General features: G+C 38.8%; 7 protein-coding genes and 1 pseudogene. 4 read left to right on the top strand and 4 right to left on the bottom strand.

Translation table 11 applies throughout. The features are described from left to right. On the top strand, positions 1-96 hold a 96-nt coding region (locus KUG37_RS11855; RefSeq protein ID WP_216934384.1), incomplete at its 5' end, for a transposase domain-containing protein. Positions 97-357: 261 nt separating this feature from the next. Here the strand turns inward: KUG37_RS11855 and KUG37_RS14915 are convergent. Further along, positions 358-552 (bottom strand): annotated as a pseudogene (locus tag KUG37_RS14915) (I78 family peptidase inhibitor); the annotation flags it as partial. 308 nt (positions 553-860) lie between these two features. Then, complete coding sequence (locus tag KUG37_RS11845) at positions 861-1163, bottom strand: I78 family peptidase inhibitor (RefSeq protein WP_216936807.1); 303 nt, start codon at positions 1161-1163, stop codon at positions 861-863. Between the two features lie 694 nt (positions 1164-1857). Between KUG37_RS11845 and KUG37_RS11840 the strand changes: the two genes are divergently transcribed. From KUG37_RS11840 to KUG37_RS11830, 3 genes are all read left to right on the top strand, one after another. Next, a complete protein-coding gene (locus KUG37_RS11840) occupies positions 1858-2727 on the top strand; it encodes an IS982 family transposase (RefSeq protein WP_216936810.1) in 870 nt (289 codons plus the stop codon). 545 nt (positions 2728-3272) lie between these two features. Beyond that, a complete protein-coding gene (locus tag KUG37_RS11835) occupies positions 3273-4481 on the top strand; it encodes a DUF1615 family protein (protein ID WP_216936806.1) in 1209 nt (402 codons plus the stop codon). Next, positions 4448-5101 carry an HAD-IB family phosphatase gene (locus KUG37_RS11830; RefSeq protein WP_216936805.1) on the top strand — a complete coding sequence of 218 codons (654 nt, stop codon included), beginning with the start codon at positions 4448-4450 and terminating at the stop codon, positions 5099-5101. Before KUG37_RS11835 ends, KUG37_RS11830 begins: the two co-directional genes overlap by 34 nt. A gap of 193 nt (positions 5102-5294) precedes the next feature. On the opposite strand, the gene KUG37_RS11825 is transcribed toward KUG37_RS11830, so the two are convergent. Next, complete coding sequence (locus KUG37_RS11825) at positions 5295-6389, bottom strand: acyl-CoA desaturase (RefSeq protein WP_216936804.1); 1095 nt, start codon at positions 6387-6389, stop codon at positions 5295-5297. Positions 6390-6403: 14 nt separating this feature from the next. After that, positions 6404-7468, bottom strand: a complete 1065-nt coding sequence (locus KUG37_RS11820) for a flavin reductase family protein (RefSeq protein ID WP_216936803.1) — start codon at positions 7466-7468, stop codon at positions 6404-6406. Positions 7469-7612 lie beyond the last annotated feature (144 nt).

The following is a 7612-nucleotide window of genomic DNA, read 5'->3' as shown; positions in this document are numbered from 1 at the left end:
GCCTATTTAAGTGATGTCCTAAAAAGACTACCCACCCATAAAGTCACAGAAATTGAGGATTTGCTACCTCATCGTTGGAAACCTGAACCTCGTTAAAACATAGCAATGGGATTCAGCGGATGCTTACATTAATTGCAAGTGAAAGTATTCTTCGTATTTAATCTCCATATGATCAAGAATTTATTTAAATGGACCGAATGCTTCTAAGTATTTCTCACCAGCTTTTGGTAGTAATCTGTTACAAGGTTTATTTTTGATCGGCCATTTAGCGGTTAATTATTTATAGAGTTTTGATCCATAATCTGCACCAATAAAAAACCATCCGAAGATGGTTTTTTATGATTCAGTTTTGAGCTATTAGCCACAAGATGCTTGAACGATAATTTTTGTTTGTGGATCAGTCACTACTGTAACTCTTTCTAAACGGTAATCTAAAGTTACCGGTTGACCAGGCGCAACCATGCGTACAATTTCAGCTTTTGTCTTGGCTTTAATAGTTGCTTCAGATAAACCTTTTTGCCCAACAAGTTTTGTTGCTTCGTCAGCTACACAGCTGGTCATAGTATTGGGTTGTTGAGAAGGCATCTGTTCAGGATTATTTGCACAAGCTGTCAATGCAACAGCAGCTAAAATTAAAGATAAATTTTGGATAATTTTCATATGCTTTTGTCTTGTTAGGATAAAAAAGTAATCATACCGAATAAGAAAGCATCGGCTACATGCTTAACAACAATCTCTATATACTCTGCTTAATCAGAAAAGCATGAACTATCGAAATGGTTATTTAGCGGATTCCCTACACTTTTAACAGTGATAACGGGAAACCTCCCAAAGGAGGTTCTAGGCATAGGTTTAAATTTTTAACCACAAAATGCCTTAAGAATTGTTTGAGTTTGTGGATCAGCAATGACTGTTACTCGTCCTGGATGATAATCTTTAGTTATAGGTTGGCCGGGTGCAACCAGTCTAACAATCTCAGAATTTGTTTTTGATTTGATATCCGCTTCACTCGATAATTTCATACCTGCTAATTTTGCTGCACTTTCAGGTACGCATTTTTCCATCATCTCGGGTTTTTGAACCACTTCTGTCTCGGGAGTACCGGCACAAGCAGTCAAGGTCGCCGCTGCAAGAATAAGTGATAAATTATAAATAATTTTCATAAGTTTCTATCTTTATCATATAAAAGCAGGATCATACCTAAGGCAGCTTAAACGAGCCTAGCTATATCAACAATATTAATACACTTCGTTAAATATTGAACTTTTCAAAACCCCGCTTAACTCTCTCCGTTTAAGCGAGTTAAACTTTTGCTTCTGCTTTATTTGCAGAACAAGTTTATTAGCTAATTGTTTCAATATGAATGATATGACACCTATTTAAATAATTTTTCATCAAAAACTTTAAAGGAATCCCGACACATCTTGATTCCTTATATTATCAATTATGTAGTCAATTTCATTCGTACCCTACAGGTCAAATAAGATAAATAAAAATTGGAGCATGTAGATCTCCTTATTTTTTAATCTATCGAATTCGAGTGTTTTTAATTATGGCGAATTCAACCTAATGAGAGTTTTTCAAAAAAAAGCCCACTTAAGGAAAAAAACAGTGGGCTTATAAACTAAGGACCTTGGGAGGTCATTCAGAAACTACAGCAGTTTCTATTGATTATTTTACACACTATTCAAGTGATTTTTAGTGGTAAAATATGCCAAAAGTTTAATTAATATTTGTTAAATCAACTTATTATAAAAACTTAATTAGCCCGAATCGCGAATAAGAAATTAACTTGAAAAATAGGAGGACTAGAGCCATCAGTTGAGTTACCACACCAAACCTAAAGCTCTAGTCCTGATGTTTAATAGTACCGAATTATTTGGCGTAATTGATGATTTCTTTCTTAAATTTGAAGCAACTTATTGGAAGTTTCTCAAACAAAGCAGGCACTGTTTAAGAATCCGAACTGCACAACTAACGATCTCAGAAATTACCTTTATCGCTATTTGGTATAAGTGCTCTCACTTCAATAATTTTAAAGCATTCTTCTCATGGTTGAAGCAGGATAAAAGACATTTATTTAAAAGCTTACCTTGTTACCAACGGATGATTCATCTGATCAATATGCATCAATTGGCACTCCATGCCTTACATGTGGCGATAATGAAAGGTCAATGTAATCAATATTTATGGATTGACTCAACAACGCTACCTGTCTGTAAACATCAGCGCATTCAACGTCATAAATCGTTAGCTAAAATTGCATCTCGTGGTAAAAGCTCAATGGGCTGGTTTTATGGCTGTAAATTACATATTGCGATGAATCCATTTGGTGAGATCGTTAGCTCTGCTTTATCCAATGGGCATATTGCGGACATAAAAATGGTTGAGCAATTGGTTGAAGGCTTAGAAGCAAAGCTTTATGCGGATCGTGGCTATATCAGCCAAGAGTTAAAAACCAGGTTAAAAGATCAAGGTATTGATTTGATGACCTATCATCGAAAAAATATGCGGTCTATTCAACTATCTGCATCAGATGAATATCACTTAAAACAACGTAATAAGATAGAAACGTTATTCAGCTTATTAAAAGGACAATACAATTTAGTGACAAGTAAAGCACGTAGCATTCGTGGATTTCTAAGTGGGATTTACGCATCGTTATGTGCATATCAATTAACCCACCGAAATAAGCCAACCATTCAAATTATGGAATCATTGGCTTAAGCAGGATTCGGGTTATTGGTAGAGATTTAAAATAAATCTTTTTCTCACTATCCCCGTTCTAGTTATATCGATGAGCGAGTAAATCTTATGGATCAATTAATTAAAAGCGGTAGTTTTGATCAAGCTTTTAAAGATGTGTTTGTTTCACCAGAATCAGTTAAGCAAAGTTTAATTTAAAGGAGATTTCATAATGAGAGCAACTCTCCTTTTGATGTTTATCTAAGTGATGTGGCATTCTGCCTGAAAGCAATATAAAAAGAGTCTAAAAAAGATCGGGTGACAATGAATCATTGATTGCTAAATTATTGATTAACTACTAAATGGTGGCATCTAATTTGCACCTTGCAGATATAAAATAAGCACCTAATTAATAATAATTTTTATGATATTTTATAATTCATCCACCCCACCTGCCCAGGAAGCGACAACCATTTTTTTTGACAGTTGATATGGTGCAATATACATATAATTTCATCACTTTTTTGATGGGCATAGTATACTGCATCTGCCTTATTCGCTCATCTGTTCAACTAATTTAAGACACCATGAATAAAACTTTTGCTGATTGTTTTTCTTTTAAGTCATTGTCTGTACTTGCACTTTCTCTGGGTCTTGCCGGTTGTGGCAACGGTTCATGGTGGTCAAAAAATGATGAACCTACACTTGAAGTTGAACATATTCGCAAGGCCATTCCTGGTCGGGTAAATCAGCGTGAGTCCTGGGCACAAGATATTTACGATATTACTGAACAGCTTGGCATTCCTCAGACCAAGGAAAATGTCTGCACCATTGTGGCAGTGGTTGATCAGGAATCAAACTTTGTTGCAGATCCTACTGTCCCGGGTTTGGGTGAAAAGGCCGTTAAGGAAGTACAAGGCCGTCTCGACGAAAAATTCAAAGACAAACTCGGTCAGGCAATTGGTGGAACAGTTGCAGGATATTTCCAGGAAGTTCTCAAAAACCATCCGAGTCCTGAAGACAATTACCTGAGCCAGATGCGTCGGGTCAAAACAGAACGGGAACTCGATGAATTATACCGTGAAATATTTGACTATATGTCGAAGCATTATCATGTCAGTGCACTTACCGGTGCTGCCAAACTGGTCGGCCAGAATATTGGCGAGAAAATGAATCCAATTACCACCTTGGGTTCAATGCAGGTACATATCAGCTACGCTAAAGAGCATAAACGTCAGGGTGGCAATATTGCCGAACTGCGTACCGATCTCTACAGTCAGTATGGCGGTTTGTATTATGGTATTCATCGCCTGATGATGTACCCGGCCGATTATGATAAGCCGATTTACCGTTTTGCAGACTATAATTCCGGCATGTATTCCAGCCGAAATGCTGCTTTTCAGAGCATGTTAAATGAGTTAACTGAAGCCGAACTTGATCTGGATGGCGATTTATTGCTATACACCAAAGATGGCGCGATCCGTTCGCAGAAGAGTCAATCCGAGCGTGAATTGATCAGTGTCTTTGCCAAAAATAATTTTATTATCACTGAGCGTCAAATCCGCGCTGATTTAAAGAAAGAAAAAGAGCAAGATTTTGAAGATACCATGACCTATCGTGGCGTTAGCAAACTCTTTCAGGAAAAAGTAGACAAAGATCCTATCTATTCGATCATGCCTGAAGTGGTCATTTCCGGGCCAAAATTGAGTCGTGATTATAATACCAACTGGTTTGCTACCCGTGTCGATGGTCGCTATCAAACATGCATGCGCAAGATCAAAAATATAAAACTCTAGTCTTATTTGATTTTGATGGCACCCTGTATCCACATGATAGCTTTACCGGGTTCATTTTTTATGCCTTGAGAAAACGGCATATTGTTAAGCGTGGCATTCAGATTTTGCCGTGGATTCAGGCGTATTATTTAAAACTCTACCCAGCGCATCGCATGCGCCCCAAGCTATATGCCAGCATGTTCAAAGAAAGTGATGCAGAGGAAATTCTGCAATTGGCTCAGGACTATGCACAACAACTCATGCTCAAGTTAAATTCGAAACTATTAGATCAGCTCAGACAACATCAGCAACTTGGTCATGAGGTAGTACTTGTTTCTGCCTCTCTAGATTTATATTTAAAACCGGTGTGTACCTATTTAAATATCGATTTAATCTGTAGTGAGGTTGAAATTAAAGCCGGAGAAATAACAGGGTTTTATCAAACGCCTGACTGTAGCAATCAGCAAAAGAAACTTAGAATATTAGAAAAATATAAACTGCAAGATTATGCTGAAATTTATGCTTACGGGAATAGTGATGAAGATAAGGAGATGCTGAGTTTGGCGCATCACTGCTATCTCGAAGGACGAGATAAACAGCTTCCGAAAATTAATATCTCATCCAGTTCGATGCCATATTAGATCTTCCCCTGCTTTATCTGGTGGATCTAATAAAAATCTTTAGACCCTATATCAACGACAGATTAACTGTTCTTAACTTACACCTTCAAATCATATTTTATAGCTTTGCAATCAGGACCTTGCCTTTCTGAATTATAAACTTCACTTATAAAAAAACCACTTCATTTGAAGTGGTTTTTTTATTTAGGAAAAACTATTTCTTAAACGGAAATGCATATTTCACTATACGTTTGATCACGCTGCCATACTGTTTTACCAGACTGGCATTGTTATAGTTCAAACCATATTTTTCACAAACAGCCTGAACCTTTGGCGCCATTTGACGATAGCGACGTGCAGGCACATCAGGGTACAAATGATGTTCAATCTGGTGACTTAAATGACCCGTCAAGATATGGAACGCTTCAGAACCGGTCAGGTTTGATGAACCACGGATTTGGCGCATATACCAGTGACCACGACTTTCATTTTGCAGTACCGATTTCGGGAACACTTCTACATCTTTGGTAAAGTGGCCACAGAAAATAATACTGAACGTCCAGATATTACGCAGACCATTGGCCACCATATTACCAGTCAACACAGGTAATGCAGCAGGACCCGCGATTAGTGGGAAAAATACATAATCTTTAAACAGCTGTTTACCGATTTTGTTCTGCATTGGACGCCATTCTTCTTTGGTCTGCTCTTTGCTTTTGCGACCTTTGAAGTATTTACCCAATTCAAGATTCTGAATTGCTACGCCCCATTGGAACAACAAACAAAATGGCACGGCATAAACCGGTTGTAATAAATAACCCGGTTTCCAGCGCTGTTCTGGGAACAGGCGTAATAGCCCATAACCGATGTCATCGTCCATACCCTTGATATTGGTATAAGTATGATGTTTAAAGTTATGCGTTTGACGCCAGTTATCTGCAGTCCCTACGATATCCCACTCATAAGTCTGGCCATTCATTTTAGGATCATTCATCCAGTCATATTGACCGTGCATGACATTATGACCCAGTTCCATGTTTTCCATGATTTTAGCAAAACCCAAGAGGCCTGTGCCTAGCAACCATGCTGGCGGGAACCAGCCTGCAAACAATAAGGCGCGACCGGCAATCGATGAGTAACGGATGGTTGAGTAAACACGACGGATATATTTGGCATCTTTTTCCCCCAGATCATCCAGCACTTCCTGCTTGATCGCATCAAGTTCACGTGCAAGTTCATCAAGTTCAAACTGGGTTAATTCACGGTTTTTGGGGTTTTTAAAATACTGTAATTTTACTGGCATATTCATAGGATAAAACTCGCTTATAAGTCGATGACGAGGTCAGTCTGCGCTGAGTTAACACAAATTTTGAGCAGATTACCTGGCTCGGTATTTTGTGCGCCGTTTACCAAATTCTTGGTCGAACCTTCCACTTTATTGCAGGCACATTTATTACAAATGCCCATACGGCAACCATGGGTTGGTTTAATATTTTGCTGTTCCAGACTCACCAGAATGGACTGGCCCTTTGGAATACTGACAATTTTTTTCGACTGGGTCAGGGTGACATTAATAAAGCCGGTATCCGATTGATCCGCCAAACTCATGCTAAAGGCTTCACCCTTAAACTGTTTTGCATGAGCAAAAAGCTGCTCAGCTTTCGACACAAAACCGGAAGGACCACAGCAATACACGATGCTATTTTCCAGATTTTGCAGTTCTGTCAGATAGGTCCCATCCAGACGCGCAGCAGCCGGTTGTTCTTGAGTCGCATAAACATGAAATGAAAAGTTTGCATGTTTCTGAGCAAGCTCTTCAAAACGCGCTTTAAATGCTGCATCCTGATCTTTCTTGACCCAGTACCACAGGCTCACCGATGCAGATAACTCCCCATTTTTACTCATGCTTTCTAACATGCTGAGCATTGGGGTAATACCGCTACCTGCAGCTAGCAGAATCAGTGGGCTCGGCTGCACAGGTAAAGTCATATCCCCATAAGGCTGACCAAATTCGATCACGTCACCCACTTGCGCCTGTTCTGCTAACCAGGTGCTGACCTTGCCAGCATTGACTTTTTTCACGGTCAATAAAACATGCTGCGCATCTACACGGGTCAAACTATAACTACGTTCATAGCGAATGCCATTCACCACGACATAGACCGGATGATGCTGCCCCGCTTCGCCAAACTTAAATAAGCGATTTACCTGAATTTTCAGACTCAGCATATCCTGTGCTGCATTTTCTTTATGCACGATCTTGCCTAATGGCTGATTCAACGACCATATAGGATTGAGTTTCTGAATCCAGAAATTAATCGCATGCTGATCAACAACACTGTCCGACAGTGCATTCAACGGCGTTTTAAGTTTTTGGAGTACATACATCGTTATCGACATCACCTTGAGGTTTTTAATTATTATACAGATGTATATATATTTGTATATACAGTTGTATTGTTTCTATTCATTTCACAAGCTTGACTAGCTCGGTTATAATAAAAGGTCATGCATGAACCTATCGATGAACGA

Source organism: Acinetobacter sp. BY419 (assembly GCF_019038395.1).
Taxonomy (GTDB): Bacteria; Pseudomonadota; Gammaproteobacteria; order Pseudomonadales; family Moraxellaceae; genus Acinetobacter.
Note: the sequence above shows the minus strand (reverse complement) of the source record. Positions and strands in the feature narration are given on the sequence as shown.

What these genes read in the sequence shown, in the direction of transcription:
- KUG37_RS11845 (WP_216936807.1), bottom strand. Translation starts at nt 1,163, where the DNA reads ATGAAAATTATTTATAATTTATCACTTATTCTTGCAGCGGCGACCTTG.
- KUG37_RS11840 (WP_216936810.1), top strand. Translation starts at nt 1,858, where the DNA reads ATGTTTAATAGTACCGAATTATTTGGCGTAATTGATGATTTCTTTCTT.
- KUG37_RS11820 (WP_216936803.1), bottom strand. Translation starts at nt 7,468, where the DNA reads ATGTATGTACTCCAAAAACTTAAAACGCCGTTGAATGCACTGTCGGAC.
- KUG37_RS11825 (WP_216936804.1), bottom strand. Translation starts at nt 6,389, where the DNA reads ATGAATATGCCAGTAAAATTACAGTATTTTAAAAACCCCAAAAACCGT.
- KUG37_RS11830 (WP_216936805.1), top strand. Translation starts at nt 4,448, where the DNA reads ATGCATGCGCAAGATCAAAAATATAAAACTCTAGTCTTATTTGATTTT.
- KUG37_RS11835 (WP_216936806.1), top strand. Translation starts at nt 3,273, where the DNA reads ATGAATAAAACTTTTGCTGATTGTTTTTCTTTTAAGTCATTGTCTGTA.